The organism is Paraflavitalea sp. CAU 1676, from assembly GCF_029223285.1.
In the GTDB taxonomy this organism is placed as follows: domain Bacteria; phylum Bacteroidota; class Bacteroidia; order Chitinophagales; family Chitinophagaceae; genus Paraflavitalea.
This window is the reverse complement of record NZ_JARHUJ010000011.1, coordinates 194903-207949: the sequence shown is the minus strand read 5'-3', so window position 1 is coordinate 207949 and position 13047 is coordinate 194903. Positions and strand designations below refer to the sequence as shown.

12 protein-coding genes are annotated in these 13047 nt (G+C 49.8%); 6 read left to right on the top strand and 6 right to left on the bottom strand.

Features of this window, described 5'->3' with window-relative positions; translation table 11 throughout:
- Positions 1-152: 152 nt before the first annotated feature.
- The 3 genes from ffh to rimM all read left to right on the top strand — a co-directional run bounded on the left by ffh (position 153) and on the right by rimM (position 2723).
- Positions 153-1472, top strand: coding sequence for a signal recognition particle protein (gene ffh / locus P2H89_RS31505; RefSeq protein WP_275834765.1), 1320 nt, complete (start codon positions 153-155; stop codon positions 1470-1472).
- Between the two features lie 204 nt (positions 1473-1676).
- A complete protein-coding gene (gene rpsP, locus P2H89_RS35440; protein WP_345799381.1) occupies positions 1677-2114 on the top strand; it encodes a 30S ribosomal protein S16 in 438 nt (145 codons plus the stop codon).
- Positions 2115-2207: 93 nt separating this feature from the next.
- A complete protein-coding gene (gene rimM / locus P2H89_RS31495; protein WP_275834763.1) occupies positions 2208-2723 on the top strand; it encodes a ribosome maturation factor RimM in 516 nt (171 codons plus the stop codon).
- Between the two features lie 73 nt (positions 2724-2796).
- Here the strand turns inward: rimM and P2H89_RS31490 are convergent, their stop codons facing one another.
- The 3 genes from P2H89_RS31490 to P2H89_RS31480 form a co-directional block, all read right to left on the bottom strand.
- On the bottom strand, positions 2797-3174 hold the full coding sequence (locus P2H89_RS31490; RefSeq protein ID WP_275834761.1) for a T9SS type A sorting domain-containing protein: 378 nt from the start codon (positions 3172-3174) through the stop codon (positions 2797-2799).
- A gap of 158 nt (positions 3175-3332) precedes the next feature.
- The gene (locus P2H89_RS31485; protein WP_275834759.1) at positions 3333-4052 is read right to left on the bottom strand and encodes a LytTR family DNA-binding domain-containing protein; all 720 of its coding nucleotides are present in this window, start codon (positions 4050-4052) and stop codon (positions 3333-3335) included.
- A gap of 2 nt (positions 4053-4054) precedes the next feature.
- Positions 4055-5164, bottom strand: a complete 1110-nt coding sequence (locus P2H89_RS31480; RefSeq protein WP_275834757.1) for a sensor histidine kinase — start codon at positions 5162-5164, stop codon at positions 4055-4057.
- A 185-nt stretch (positions 5165-5349) separates the two neighbouring features.
- On the opposite strand from P2H89_RS31480, the gene P2H89_RS31475 reads away from it, so the two are divergent.
- Together P2H89_RS31475 and P2H89_RS31470 are read left to right on the top strand one after the other, a co-directional pair.
- Positions 5350-7731, top strand: coding sequence for a TonB-dependent receptor (locus P2H89_RS31475; protein ID WP_275834755.1), 2382 nt, complete (start codon positions 5350-5352; stop codon positions 7729-7731).
- A 262-nt stretch (positions 7732-7993) separates the two neighbouring features.
- A complete protein-coding gene (locus tag P2H89_RS31470) occupies positions 7994-9163 on the top strand; it encodes a serine hydrolase domain-containing protein (RefSeq protein ID WP_275834752.1) in 1170 nt (389 codons plus the stop codon).
- 97 nt (positions 9164-9260) lie between these two features.
- Here the strand turns inward: P2H89_RS31470 and P2H89_RS31465 are convergent, their stop codons facing one another.
- The 3 genes from P2H89_RS31465 to P2H89_RS31455 all read right to left on the bottom strand — a co-directional run bounded on the left by P2H89_RS31465 (position 9261) and on the right by P2H89_RS31455 (position 11536).
- Entirely contained in the window at positions 9261-9866 is a 606-nt protein-coding gene (locus tag P2H89_RS31465; protein WP_275834750.1) for a DinB family protein, read from the bottom strand.
- Positions 9867-9935: 69 nt separating this feature from the next.
- Positions 9936-10637 (bottom strand): hypothetical protein, encoded by a 702-nt coding sequence (locus P2H89_RS31460; RefSeq protein WP_275834748.1) that lies wholly within the window; start codon positions 10635-10637, stop codon positions 9936-9938.
- Between the two features lie 314 nt (positions 10638-10951).
- Positions 10952-11536: a Crp/Fnr family transcriptional regulator gene (locus P2H89_RS31455; protein ID WP_275834746.1), complete on the bottom strand. Its 585-nt coding sequence runs from the start codon at positions 11534-11536 to the stop codon at positions 10952-10954.
- Between the two features lie 128 nt (positions 11537-11664).
- On the opposite strand from P2H89_RS31455, the gene dinB reads away from it, so the two are divergent.
- Positions 11665-12813 carry a DNA polymerase IV gene (gene dinB, locus P2H89_RS31450; RefSeq protein WP_275834744.1) on the top strand — a complete coding sequence of 383 codons (1149 nt, stop codon included), beginning with the start codon at positions 11665-11667 and terminating at the stop codon, positions 12811-12813.
- The last annotated feature ends 234 nt before the right edge of the window (positions 12814-13047 follow it).

The following is a 13047-nucleotide window of genomic DNA, read 5'->3' as shown; positions in this document are numbered from 1 at the left end:
GCATTACCCAAAGAAAACTTTACACTTTAATAGCTATTTCTACTGTAAATTTGCAGTCCGTTCAAAGGTGAATGTAACAATTACATTCACCTTTGAACTTTATAGCATTACCCCGGTTCCCGGTAATTGGTTCATTTTAAACACCGTTCAATATGTTCGAGTCTTTATCGGAGAAGTTGGAATCCGCCTTTAAACAGATAAAAGGGGAAGGCAGGATTACCGAACTCAATATTGCTGCTACTGTAAAAGACATCCGCCGCGCATTGGTAGATGCCGACGTAAACTATAAGATCGCCAAAGACTTTACCGATAAGATCCGGGAAACCGCCCTCGGTCAGAAAGTGATCACCGCCGTAAGCCCCGGCCAGTTGATGGTCAAGATCGTCAAGGACGAGCTCGTAGAGCTGATGGGAGGCACAGAAAGCACGTTCAATACCAAAGGCAATCCCGCCGTCATCCTCATCGCAGGCCTGCAGGGTTCGGGTAAAACCACCTTTTCGGGCAAACTGGCCAATTTCCTCAAAACCAAGAAGGGACTTTCCCCCATGCTGGTAGCCGCCGATATCTACCGTCCGGCCGCGATCGACCAGTTGAAGGTATTGGGTGGCCAGATCGGCATCGATGTATACAGCGAGCCTGACAATAAGGATGCGGTAGCCATCGCCACCAACGCCATCAAAGAAGCCAAAAGCAAGAATAAGAACGTACTCATCATCGATACTGCCGGCCGTTTGGCCGTCGACGAGGCGATGATGACCGAAGTAGCCAATATCAAGGCCGCCGTGAACCCCAACGAGATCCTTTTCGTGGTGGACTCCATGACCGGCCAGGACGCCGTCAACACCGCCAAAGCCTTCAACGACCGCCTCGATTTTTCGGGGGTGGTACTCACGAAGCTTGATGGTGATACCCGCGGTGGTGCCGCCCTCTCCATCAAATACACCGTCAACAAGCCGATCAAGTTTGTGAGTAGCGGCGAAAAGATGGACACGCTCGACGTGTTTTACCCCGAGCGGATGGCCCAGCGTATACTCGGCATGGGTGATATCACCACCCTCGTGGAAAAGGCCCAGGCTCAGTTCGACGAGGTGCAGGCGAAGAAGCTGGAAAAGAAGATCCGTAAGAACCAGTTTGATTTTGAAGACTTTAAGCAGCAGCTCGACCAGATCAAGAAGATGGGTAACATCAAAGATCTGCTGGGTATGATACCCGGTGTAGGAAAGGCTGTAAAGGACATCGACATCAGCGACGATTCGTTCAAAGGCATCGAAGCCCTGATCAACTCCATGACGCCCCAGGAACGCGCCAATCCCGATATTATCAGCCCCGGCCGCAAGGCGCGTATCGCCAAAGGAGCCGGTAAAGACCTCACGGAATTGAACGCCTTCCTCAAGCAGTTCGAGCAGATGAAGGAGATGATGAAGATGATGAATAAAATGCCCATGGGCCGCATGGGATTAGGAAGAAGGTAATAGTCGCCCGGAAATCTTGCAAAACTTCCAATAAGCTGTGCTGAGAGGCGCTTAATATTTTTTTAATTTTAATTTTTGAGGAAGTGAGCTCCGTTTTCCAACGAATTATTATATTTGAAAAAATCAAGGGGATTGCTATCTTTGCACTCCTTGAAAAAGTAGAAAGTAACCCTATTTGTTCACGCATTTAAATGTCTATTTAAAATGCCAGTTAAAATCAGACTGCAACGTCACGGGTCTAAAAAAAGACCATTTTATTTCATCGTAGTGGCAGATGCCCGCTCTCCCAGAGATGGAAAATTTATCCAGAAATTAGGTACGTACAATCCGCTTACAGTTCCGGCTTCCATTCAGCTCGACCGCCAGAAAGCCCTCGATTGGCTGCATAAAGGCGCTCAGCCCACAGACACTGTACGCAGAATTTTGTCGTTCAAGGGAGTTCTGTATCTGAAACACTTATTGCGCGGTGTTAAACTGGGTCTCTTCGACGAGGCTGCTGCAATGGTGAAGTTCCAAACCTGGCACTCAGAGCATGAGGTACAGGTGAAGAAACGCCAGGAAGCAAACGCTAAGGACAGAAGAGTCCGCCGTGGTGGTGTTGGCGCTCCTATCAGAAGGAGAAGCGAGGGAGAAGCCTCCTAAGCGGCAGTATAGCTAAAGCCAAACTCATTAAATCCCGATGACTATCTTTGTCGTCGGGATTTTTTTCTGGTATCCCTTGTATTCAACCGTTATATGATCAATTACTGCAGCATCGGCAAACTGGTAGCCACATTTGGCGTGGGCGGCGAACTTATCCTCCGCCACGAACTCGGCAAAAAAACAGCCCTCAAAGGGCTCGAAACACTGTACCTCGAAGACAGGAAGGAAGAACTTTTGCCCTACTTCATCGAATCGGCCCGCGCAAAGACCGATCAGGAGCTTTACATCAAGCTGGAAAATATCGACACCAAAGAAGCGGCGCAGAAGCTGGTTCAAAAACAGGTATGGCTCGAAGAAGCAGCCTTCCATCAATATGCCGGTAAATCGGCCCCCATATCCCTTCTTGGCTTTCACATCATCGATAATGGCACCGACATCGGCGAGATACTCGAAGTCATCGAACAGCCTCACCAGGTCCTTTGCCGCATCGACCTCGATGGCAAAGAAGCACTCATACCGATACATCAGGAAACCCTGCAGAAGATAGACCAGCATAAAAAGCAGGTGCTCGTGGAATTGCCCGACGGACTGCTCGATATATTCAGGTAAAGCTGCCCAACTGTAGCAAGCTGGTTAGCGCGGTAACAGGAGAAGGCAGGTCGCCTTCCCGCAAATTCATTCCTTATTCGGAAGCCACCAGTCGCGCTTTCTTCACCGCATCGCCCATCACCACATGCAGCGTGTATACACCGCCGGGTAGCTTGTGCGGCATTACGACCGGGATCACCTGGTCGCCGGTGGTCGTTTGGCGCCCCTGGTGTACCATGGTGCCGGTACTGCTGAAAATAGCGATCTCGATAGCGCCGGTATAGCGCTTCCCCAGGTTGATCTTGAATTGATTTTCATTCACTGGATTGGGATAGATCCTGATCTCTTTCCCCTGGCGGGAAGAAGTTTTCTGGCTCACCGATTGGTCAGCCGGTTCTGGCTGAAGAAGGTCCTGACTGAATACGCGCCCCAGGCTCATCATTCCAATAAAACACAAAAACATGATCCGCATAGTAAACGATATTAAGATGTACGGTGGTTCAAAATATCCTTACGAAAGGGTCGCGTAAAGAGAGATAAAGCAGACTGTTAATTTAGTATTTTTTTTCCGAATAAGGCTTGTTAAATCTATAGTATAAAAACCGTGCCGTACAGAATTAACCGTTAAGTCTACGAACGGGCAAATTTCTCCTTCACGGTATCCGCATAATTCACGCTCACCGGTATCTCCGATCTGTTCATCAGCACCACCGCATCGGGTTTCAGTAATTTGATCTGGCGCAAAGCCACGATAAAGGATTTGTGCGTGCGGATGAACCGGTCGGCGGGGAGCAGCTCCTCCAGCTTCTTCATTGTCTGGTGAATGAGGTGGTGTCCCGATACGGTATGGACCTTCATATAATCGCGCGAAGCTTCGATGTGCAGGATGTCGTCGTAGGCGATCTTCATCAGTCCGTCTTTTTCCTTCACCAGCAGGTAGTTGACGCCATCCGCTTCAGCCTCCGCAGCCGGTGCGGCGGGCATCAGTTGTTGTACCTTCTCAACCGCTTTTACAAAGCGCTCGTACGAAAAGGGCTTCAGTAAATAATCGGTTACATTAAGGTCGTACCCTTCGAGCGCGTAGTTGGCATACGCGGTAGTGAAGATAACCCGGGGCGGATTGGTGAGGGTTTTGAGAAAGGTGATGCCGTTCACCAGGGGCATTTCGATATCGAGGAAAATGAGGTCGATGGCATGCTGCTCCAGTTTCGCGAAAGCCTCCAGCGCATTGCGGCATTTGGCTACCAGCAGCAGTCCGGGCGTTTGAACGATATATTGTTCCAGGATCTGGTGAGCAATCAGTTCATCATCGGCGATGAGGCAGCGGATTACGGGTGCAGGGGCCGTCATGGTTATGAAGATAAGGCGGTTATGGACAATTGTACTTCAAAAACTTCGTGGGTCTTGTTGATCGAAAGCGTATGCTGGTGTGGATAGTACAGCGCCAGCCGTTTTCGTACATTTTCGATGCCTACCCCGCCGTAGGGAGAAGCACTGGCAGGGGTGGCGATCGCAAATACGTCATTCCGCAACACAAAGTGCAGGCTGTTGCCTTCCACGCGCAGCGACCCGTGGATAAAGCCGGTATCGTTGAGCCGGTGCGCGCCGTGTTTGAAACTGTTTTCAACGAACTGGATGAATAACAGTGGCGCAATCTGCTTACCCAGCGCCTCACCACTGATGGTGAATTGAATATTTGCGGCGGGGTAGCGCTGCTTTTCCATCTCGAGGTAATTCTCCAGGAACTCCAGGTCTTTTTCGAGCGATACCAGGTTGCGCTGGCAGTCGTACAAAATGAAACGCATCATGTCCGACAGGCGCAGAATGAACGAAGGCGTTTCCTTATTGCCGGTAAGGCTCATGCCGTAAATATTGTTGAGCGTATTGAAGAGGAAATGCGGATGCAGCTGGGCCTTCAGGGCATCCAGCTGCAGTACGAGGTTGTCTTTCTCCAGCAGGTGCTTTTTGCGTTCGTTCTCGAAAGCATACCATATGAAGGCTACCGAAAGGAATACGATGATGTCGGCAAACAGGGTATTGGGTGTCCAGCCGAATGGGCGGCGCAGCAGCCCGGTGGTAAGCGTAACACATTTCGCGTAAAAATCCTTGAGGGGAGAAGCCGGGGTGAGGTAATAGAAAATGTTCGATACGATCCAGTTGCTCACCTTGCACACCAGCCCGAAATAGAGGATGATGGCCACCGGCAGCCAGCCGTTTTTCTTCTTTTTCAGCAACGTGGGCACCAGCCACCGGTAGAAAGGAATGGTGTACAGCGATAGCCCTATGGCGAAAAGGATCAGTTGGGGATGGGGGAAATTATCGAACTGCGGATTGGGCAGGTCAGATACATCCAACAGGTAACTGTATTTATAAGTGCAAACGCAGATCAGCCATACCGATACTTCATAATAGAAGGGAAAGGTGTTGAGCTGGCGCAAGCCTGGTGGTAGTCGTTTTAACATGAGTACAAGAATAAACAGGTTAGGAGTTCTCCGGCAGCTCCTTCGATGTAACCGGCCTTTTCTTCGACGAAATTTCGCCCTTCCGATTACGTCGCACAACCATCCCTCTTTGCCGAAACGACCATTTCTCCCTTGGTTTCAGGTGATAGGTTTGTGTCATCAACAAACAAACACACACCCTTCATATGAGCCGCATCATTATCTTCACCACTGCCTTTCTGATCAGCTTCTTTATAGTAGGCTTCGCCACTGCACAGGATATTACCGGTACCGTTACGGACAGTCTTAGTACGCAGCCCCTGCCACAGGCATCGGTGGCCTTGCTCCAGCAAGACCAACCCGTGGCTACCACCACCACCGACAACAAAGGTAATTTCCGTTTCAAAGACCGCTCCGCCGGCGCTTATACGCTCAAGATAGCATACATCGGGTACAAAACGATCACCCTTACCGGTGTGCAGCCCGGCAATCAATACCTTACCCGCCTCGTGCTCGATCAGAAAGATCTTAAAGTGGTAACGGTAACCGCCAGCAAGCCCTTCATCGTGCAGAAGGTTGATAGAATGATCGTCAATATCGCAGGCAGCCCGATTGCCGCTGGCGGAACCGCCTGGGAAGTATTGTTGCGTGCCCCCGGCGTGGTAGAACTGGGCAGTGGTTTACAATTGAAAGGCAAAAAGATCGTGGTATTGATCGATGGCCGTTACTCGAACCTCAGCGGCGAAGACCTCAAAAATATGCTGAGCGCGATGACCGCCAATGGCATCGACCGCATAGAACTGATTGCTAACCCTTCGGCCAAATACGAAGCACAGGGAGGCGCCATCATCAACATCATCATGGCGAAGAATACCAAACTGGGCACCAATGGCACCGCCACGCTCAGCGGACGTGCAGGCACTTACGGCTCCTTCAACACCGGACTCACGCTCAACCACCGCAGTAAAAGGCTCAATGTGTACGGCGGTTACGATTACCTCAACAACCAGCAATACAGCAAAAGCAACTTCACCCGGTACCTGAACGAAGGCAAACAAATTGCTGATGAAACGGAAGGCAACAGCCTGCTCCGCAACCACAGCCTCAAACTTGGGTTGGATTACGAGATCAACAAAAGAAATGTATTCGGCATCCTGGTAAAGGGAATGGCCAACAATATTGAAAAGAGCAACGATACCCGTTCGTTGGCGAATTATGCAGGCACTAAACAGGATTCGTTCTCTACCGTAACTGCCGCTGGAAGCGTCCGTTACCTCATTCCTTCCGTCAATCTTTACTATAAGACCATCCTCGATTCAGCAGGCAGGGAGCTGAGGTTCAATGCCGATTACTTCAGCTACGATAAAAAATGGAATGATCGCTTCACCACCCGCTATTTCACCCCCCTCGGTAAGGAGTATGCCGTAAACCAGCTCCAGGCCAATGCACCCGCCAACAACGATATCAAATCCTTTGCTGTGGATTATACACAACCCATTACCAAAGGCAGCTTCGAGGCGGGCGCGAAAGTGTCGGCGGCCACAACCGACAATGATGCCCAGTGGCAAAAAGACGACAACGGTACATGGGTAAAAGACAATGGTAAAACCAACCACTTCATTTACCAGGAGCATGTGTACGCTGCCTATGCAAATGTAAACAGGCAGTTCAAAAAGTTCTCCGTGATGCTGGGAGTCCGGGCCGAACAAACCCATACCGAAGGTAATTCCGTCACTACGCAGCAGGTCAATGCCAACAACTACCTCAACATTTTTCCCAATGCAGGTATTCAATACCAGGCTTCAGAAAATAACCTGTTAGCTTTCTCCTACCGCAAAAGCATCGAGCGTTACAAATACGATATTGTGAATCCCTTTATCATTTACAAGAGCCAGTACAGCTATTCACAGGGCAATCCTTACCTCAAGCCGGGCATACAGCACAATTTTGAACTGTCCTATTCCTGGAACAATGAATTGTTCACTTCCCTCACCTATGTACGGTACAACGACGTGCTGGCCGATATCTACCGCAAAGACACCGCATCGCCGGCTGTCATCAGCACCTACGACAACCTCAGCAATGCGGACTATTATGAAGCCAACATATCTCATTCCAAGGCAATCTTCCAAAACAAGTGGATCACCAACAACAGTCTTGTGATCTCATACGCTGCATTCAATGCGCCCGCCGGTTCCGATCTCAACAATGCGCAGGTCACTGCCTTCATCAGCAGCGATCATACCATCCTGCTACCAAAAGGATTCAAAGTACAGGTATCTGGCATGTACTTCTCGCCCATGGCATTGGGAGTGGTAACATATAAATCAAGGTTTAATTCGTCGATCGGCGCTTCGAAGACGATGTTGCAGGGGAAAGGCACGTTGACTGTCAATGTCAGCGATCCGTTCAATACTTTCAATTCAAGATTCAACGTGTCGTCGTTCGGTGTGCAATCGGTGAACTATGCAAAACCCGAGACCCGCTTTGTGAAAGCCACCTTCACGTATCGCTTTGGTAATAAAAATGTAAAGGCCAACGCCAACAGGAAGAACGCGATCGATAGTGAAAGCCGTAGAATGCAATAAAAGATAAAAGCACAGGAAATTCTTTTCGCCCATCCTTTATACCCTGCTCCTGGTGTCTTCGCTCAACGCGACGGCAAAACGGGAGCAGGGATTTTTTATTCCGTAAACAACAACTTCATACATGCAACAATGATATGTGCCGAAACAGAACAGCGACTGTTCGTAATCGTACACTTATTATGAATTACATTTGTAACCGCTTCAATTTCAATTGTGGATCATTGTGGCACGCTTTTTAAACCTTAAGAACAAATACTTAATTATGAAATCCTTAGCCATCTTGTTGCTCACCCTTGCTACGGCAACAACAGGATCAGCTCCCGTTACCGAACCCGTACCCATGTTGAATGGACGTAAAACAACCAGTACCGAAGAGCTCACGAAAAAGATCAAAGCCATCGCAGATGCACAGAAGCTCACCGGTCTGTCGATGGTGGTAGTGAAGAACAATGTGATCATTTACCGCAATTATTTTGGTGTAAAGAACCAGCAAACCGGTGAGCCGTTTACCGACAACACCGTTTCTTATGCAGCTTCGCTCACCAAGCCCCTGTTTACTTATTTGTTCCTGAAGCTGGTCGATAAAGGTGTGTTTGAGCTGGATAAACCTGTTTACACGTATCTTAAACAACCTATTGGCGAATATCCCAAATGGAAAGATCTGGAGAAACAACCCGAATTCAATAAGGTCACGGCGCGCATGCTGCTGAGCCATTCATCCGGGTTGCCTGTATTGCGTTATTTCTACGGCGACAGTACCACGCTTACGCTGATCAATAAGCCGGGCAAAGCGATGTATTATTCCAACGAAGGCATGAACCTGCTGGGGTTTATAGTAGAGGAACACACGGGAAAGGGCCTGCAGGCCTTGTGCAGCGAATATATTTATGAGCCGCTGGGTATGAAGCATACCGCGATGGTGTGGCAGAAAGAATTTGAGGCCGATTATGCAGTTGGGCACGACAAGGATGGAAAAGTGATCGGTGCTGAGAAACGAACCAGTGCGAGGGGAGCAGGGTCAATGGTGACAACCGCTGGCGATTACGGATTGTTTGTAGCTGATGTGCTCGGCAAAAAAGGACTTTCGTCTGCCCTCTATGCACAGATGTTGTCGCCTCAGATCCGTGTTACCAGCAAGCGGGGCTTTGGACCGTTGCGGGATAGCCTCACCGATAAAAGCGAATTCAGGAGCATTGACCTGTCGTGGGGACTGGGATGGGGGTTGATCAAGACGCCTCATGGAAAAGCATTTTTTCATGGCGGACATTCCGAGGGATGGCAGAATTACTGCGTAAGTTATCCCGAAAAAGGGATTTCGGTTATCCTGTTAAGTAATAGCGATAATTTTGAAGGTGCTGCGGGCAAGATCCTCGAAACGACGATAGGGGATACCTGGTCGCCCCTTAAGTGGCTTAGCTACTACGATCATTGATACCCGGTGGTTGCATACGGCTTACACCTGCTATAAACTTTTTAGGAGCGTTGTGTCAGTGGCCTGCGGGTACCGACACGACGCTTTTGCTTTGTATTCAGGAAGGCACAACACCATTGGCAAACGTGTAGCCTTGATTTCCCTTTACAGCTTCGATGGTATTGGCGATCTGTACAAAATGCCGTTGGTGGTGAGCAATGAGGAAACGGAACGTATCGCCCAGGTTGATCGTGATGAACTTCGCAATGGAAATAGGTATCCTGATCTTATTTAGGTTGTTGGCGCGCGCCTGGTGTAATAATTCCAGTAGTAATTTCTCCTGTTCAAGAAAGGTCTTCAAAGTAGCCAGACTGTCGACATGGGGCGACGGGCGGTGATCTTTAGGAGCCTTCATTTTATTGGGAATACGTCCATCTTCTTTGGGCAGCATCGACTTCGTGAAATAATTGCCCAGCCAACCTGTTTTGAAGAGGGGCGAAGGTTTATTCGATTGGGTTTGGAGCGCTTGCTGAATGAGTGGCAGATAATAGCGGCCATAGGAGTTGAGGTGTTCAACCACCTGGGCCACGCTCCACTTGCCGGCAGCGGGTTGCTGCAACAGGATACCCGGGTCTGTCTGCAACAAATAATGTAAGGTGAGGATGACTTGCTTGGTATCTGCCGAAAGTTGGTCCAGTAACTTCGAGCTTTGTATTGGGTTCATGTGCGTTGATTTGATGGTACAAAGCTACCGGGCTGTTTGTTAGTAAATCTTGGTCTGCGCCAAGATTCTTTAAAACCAGGTAACGGCCCGCTTGACCCCGATGCCTACTGTATAAAAACTGCCCCTTGACTCCTGGATGGCCTGCACAGGAACGCTGCTGCTGCTCGACATGGGCTTGTATTCAATGGTTTGCTTCATCATTTTGCTCAATCCGCCATAGTAGTTGCTGCTCAGTTGCAGGATCGTTTTGGGCCACAATTTAATGTCGATACCGAGGCCAGCCTGAAAGAGCGAAAATACCTGCGAGGGGTGCTGCAGGTTGTAGGAATACGTGATCGGCTCTTTAGCCAGGGCCTGGGCTTCTCCGATCATACCGCCTTCGCTTTCATCGGTAACGCCGAAAGTGATACCGGTAACCGGACACAGCGCAACAGCGCCTTTCAGCAGGGGCAGGCGCAAACCTACTCTAAGCGGAAGCAAATAACCGTTGCGATCAGTGGATTGCGTGCCGTATTCGCCATCGAAAGCGATGCCTACCTTGTAAGCGCGTGCATATAGTCCTGTTTCAAAAAACAATTTCTGTTGCAATACATGCCGTATGTTCACGCCCCACAACGCGCTGGAAACATCTGGTTGAGAGAGGCGACTGCCTGCATCTGTTTGCTTGAAAAGGTCAGCCGAATAGGCGACCTCAGCGCCAATATGGGTGGATTGCGCCATAGCGCCAAATGAAAGGAGGAGAACACAAAAGCAGGTAAAAAATCGGGTCATGGGGGCAAAGTTTTAAAGGTCAATGCTAATCAAAACCTGAATTAAGGGAAATTTAAAATGTAACGAAACGGACAGGAACGTGGTTGAACGGTCAAACCGCCTCTGAAAGCTGAGGACATTGTTTCCAGGAAGGGCGTTGCGTCTGCCCGCTAAATCCTCACGCCTCTCCTCATTTCTCCGCGAATGCAACCTTAGTTCCACTTACTGATCATCCATTTGCTAAAGTGCTTTCATCGGAGTGCTTCCGCCGCCTCGCCACCGAACCTTAGGTTGCCTTCCTACGCTTTCCCCTCATTCCCTCCGCGCTTTCATCCTTATATCCGCACGCTGGCCATCAGTTTGCTGAATGTACTGGCGTCGATGCCCAGGTAAGAGGCGAGGTATTTATGAGGGATCAGCTGCAGCACGTGTGGACTGCGTTTCAGGAGGATGCGGAATTTCTCTTCAGCACTGTAACTCAATAATTCGATCTGCCGCTCCAGCAATCCCATCATGACGTACGAGACCGACAACCGTATCCAACGTTCAATATTATGGTACTTGTCCATGAGGGCCTGCACCTGCTGGTAAGAGGTGCGCAGCATTTTGCTGGTGGTGAGTGTTTCGAGAAAGTATTTCGAAGGCTGCTGCGTCAGGAAAGAATCGACGATGCCCGAGAAGGAAGGAGCATAACTAAAAACCACGGTCGCCTCGGGATGCTTCTCGTCGATGTAGAAGGCGCGTTGCACGCCCTCCACGACGAAATAGAGATAACGCTCTGTTTCGCCGGCAGTGGTGAGAATGGTCTTGCGTTTGAACTGCACCGGCTGCCAGATGGCGGAAAATTCATTCCACTCATCCTCCGACAAAGGATGTAAGGCAAAGATTTGTTTGCGTAGCATCTGCAGTTCCTGCTCCATGCGGTAAAAATAAGTAAATAGGCTCATCGTTCCGGCGCCCCTTCTGGACAGCTCAACCCGCGGCGCCTGTTCTTTGTCTTCGATTCGCTTTCCTCGCCAGCCCGCTTCTTTGTATTTTTGCAGCTACCATGGCGGCCACTCAACAACGCATTATCGCCCACTTCGACCTCGACGCCTTTTTCGTGTCGGTCGAATGCCTCAACAATCCCTCCCTCAAGGGCAAGCCCCTCCTGGTGGGCGGCCGGGAGCGGGGTGTAGTGGCCGCCTGCAGCTACGAAGCCCGCAAGTTTGGCATTCACTCTGCCATGCCGATGAAGACGGCGCTAAAGCTTTGCCCGCAAGCCATCGTCACCAACAACAGCCGGAGCGATTACAGCAAATACTCCCGCATCGTTACCAATATTATAGCCGACAAAGCCCCGCTGTTCGAGAAAGCATCCATCGACGAGTTCTACCTCGACCTCACCGGCATGGAAAAATACTTCCAGCCCTACCAGTGGACCATCGACCTGCGACAGGAGATCATCGACAAAACAGCCTTGCCCATCTCTTTCGCCATGGCTTCCAATAAAATGGTGGCCAAGATCGCTACCGACCAGGCCAAGCCCAATGGTTATCTGCATATACCCTTTGGCAAGGAAAAGGAATACCTCGCACCACTCACCGTCAACAAGATACCCGGTGTGGGCGACTCCACCTATGAGGTCCTCAAATCGATGGGCATCTTCACCATTCGCGACCTCAGCGAGCAGGCGCCCGAACTGCTCGAAAAGCGATTCGGAAAATATGGCTTCGACCTCTGGAATAAGTCGCAAGGCATCCATCATGGCGAAGTGACGCCTTACCATGAAGCCAAATCCATTTCAACCGAGAATACCTTCGAAGAAAACATTAAGGGTGTTGATCAATTGATGGTGGAACTTGTACACATGACAGAACGCGTAGCCTACGAACTGCGGCAGGAAAACAAAACGGCCGGTTGTGTTGCCGTTAAAATACGCTATCCCGATTTCGAAACCACTTCCAAGCAGTCCACCATTCCATATACCTTCTACGACGACGAACTGATTCCCAAGGCCAAAGAACTCTTCCACAAACTCTGGCGCAAGGGTCAGCCCGTGCGCCTGCTCGGCGTACGCCTCAGCGAACTGACCGACGAAGCTGTTCAAACCAATCTGTTTACAGATACCGAGAAAAAGAATGGCCTCTACAAAGCAATCGACGACGTCAAGAACCGCTTCGGGAAGTATGCCATCACCAAGGCTACCGGCAAATAATGCATTATAAATTACCGTAATGTGGCAAAAACTATAGAGCACCTACAGAGCATCTACAGAGCAATTACAGAGCACCTATAGAGCCCCTTGTTGTGGGATAATTCGCCCATGGCTCATAGATCATTCACTGACTATTCGGGTGTGCTATACTGGATATCGTACCCGGGACCATCAATGAAGCACACTATCGAGTAGGCCTTTTAGAGTATAACCAGTAACTATCCCGACAACCTT

What these genes read in the sequence shown, in the direction of transcription:
- P2H89_RS31475 (WP_275834755.1), top strand. Translation starts at nt 5,350, where the DNA reads ATGAGCCGCATCATTATCTTCACCACTGCCTTTCTGATCAGCTTCTTT.
- P2H89_RS31490 (WP_275834761.1), bottom strand. Translation starts at nt 3,174, where the DNA reads ATGCGGATCATGTTTTTGTGTTTTATTGGAATGATGAGCCTGGGGCGC.
- P2H89_RS31460 (WP_275834748.1), bottom strand. Translation starts at nt 10,637, where the DNA reads ATGACCCGATTTTTTACCTGCTTTTGTGTTCTCCTCCTTTCATTTGGC.
- dinB (WP_275834744.1), top strand. Translation starts at nt 11,665, where the DNA reads ATGGCGGCCACTCAACAACGCATTATCGCCCACTTCGACCTCGACGCC.
- rpsP (WP_345799381.1), top strand. Translation starts at nt 1,677, where the DNA reads ATGCCAGTTAAAATCAGACTGCAACGTCACGGGTCTAAAAAAAGACCA.
- ffh (WP_275834765.1), top strand. Translation starts at nt 153, where the DNA reads ATGTTCGAGTCTTTATCGGAGAAGTTGGAATCCGCCTTTAAACAGATA.
- P2H89_RS31470 (WP_275834752.1), top strand. Translation starts at nt 7,994, where the DNA reads ATGAAATCCTTAGCCATCTTGTTGCTCACCCTTGCTACGGCAACAACA.
- P2H89_RS31465 (WP_275834750.1), bottom strand. Translation starts at nt 9,866, where the DNA reads ATGAACCCAATACAAAGCTCGAAGTTACTGGACCAACTTTCGGCAGAT.
- P2H89_RS31480 (WP_275834757.1), bottom strand. Translation starts at nt 5,164, where the DNA reads ATGTTAAAACGACTACCACCAGGCTTGCGCCAGCTCAACACCTTTCCC.
- rimM (WP_275834763.1), top strand. Translation starts at nt 2,208, where the DNA reads ATGATCAATTACTGCAGCATCGGCAAACTGGTAGCCACATTTGGCGTG.
- P2H89_RS31485 (WP_275834759.1), bottom strand. Translation starts at nt 4,052, where the DNA reads ATGACGGCCCCTGCACCCGTAATCCGCTGCCTCATCGCCGATGATGAA.
- P2H89_RS31455 (WP_275834746.1), bottom strand. Translation starts at nt 11,536, where the DNA reads ATGGAGCAGGAACTGCAGATGCTACGCAAACAAATCTTTGCCTTACAT.